This window comes from Pelosinus sp. sgz500959 (genome assembly GCF_042610375.1).
Lineage (GTDB): Bacteria > Bacillota > Negativicutes > DSM-13327 > DSM-13327 > CTSoil-075.
Map to the genome: position 1 here is coordinate 1 of NZ_JBGJZL010000039.1, position 1,303 is coordinate 1,303.

Below are 1,303 nucleotides of genomic sequence, written 5' to 3' on the forward strand. Positions count from 1 at the left end.
AGGCTTTCGGTGGACAAGATTCTCACTTGTCTTTTCGCTACTCATACCGGCATTCTCACTTCTATATACTCCACAGCTCCTTACGGTACTGCTTCAAAGCGTATAGAACGCTCCCCTACCACTTGTATCCAAAGATACAAATCCATAGCTTCGGTTCCGTGTTTGAGCCCCGGACATCTTCGGCGCAGAACCTCTCGACCAGTGAGCTATTACGCACTCTTTAAATGGTGGCTGCTTCTAAGCCAACATCCTGGTTGTTTCTGAAGTTCCACATCCTTTACCACTTAACACGGCATTGGGGACCTTAGCTGATGGTCTGGGCTGTTTCCCTCTTGACTACGGGTCTTATCACTCGCAGTCTGACTCCCAAGGTCCGAGTACAGCCATTCGCAGTTTGACAGAGTTCGGTAACCTATAAGGCCCCTAGCCCAATCAGAGCTCTACCGTCTGTACTTATTTCTTGAGGCTAGCCCTAAAGCTATTTCGGGGAGAACCAGCTATCTCCGCGTTCGATTGGCATTTCACCCCTATCCACAACTCATCTCAAAACTTTTCAACGTTCACGAGTTCGGTCCTCCACGCAATTTTACCTGCGCTTCAACCTGGCCATGGATAGATCACTGCGGTTTCGGGTCTACAACAACTAACTAATCGCCCTATTAAGACTCGCTTTCGCTGCGGCTCCACATTTTCTGCTTAACCTCGCTAGGTACTGTAACTCGCCGGTTCATTCTTCAATAGGCACGCCGTCGACCACATAAGGGTCTTCGACTGCTTGTAAACATACGGTTTCAGGTTCTTTTTCACTCCCCTTCCGGGGTGCTTTTCACCTTTCCCTCACGGTACTATACGCTATCGGTCGCCAAGGAGTATTTTGCCTTGGAGGGTGGTCCCCCCTGCTTCCCACAAGGTTTCACGTGTCTCGTGGTACTCTGGAACATGGCCATCTCACTCTGCCTTTCGTCTACAGGGCTTTCACCTTCTGCGGCGGATCTTTCCAAATCCTTCGACTAGGCCTGGTTCGAATTATGCCAGTCCTCAACCCCAATGAAGCAAGCTTCACTGGTTTGGGCTCTTCCCCGTTCGCTCGCCGCTACTTAGGGAATCTCACTTGATTACTTTTCCTCCGGGTACTTAGATGTTTCAGTTCCCCGGGTGCCCTCCTCATACTCTCAGGTATGGGTAACAGTGCATTACCACTGCTGGGTTCCCCCATTCGGAAATCTACGGATCAAAGTCTGCTTGCGACTCCCCGTAGCATATCGGAGCTTACCCCGTCCTTCATCGGCTCTTGGCGCCAAGG

General features: G+C 50.7%; 1 rRNA gene. It reads right to left on the reverse strand.

Going from position 1 to position 1,303, the window contains the following annotated elements:
• Window positions 1-1,303 (reverse strand): 23S ribosomal RNA (locus tag ACAN52_RS21830); the annotation flags it as partial.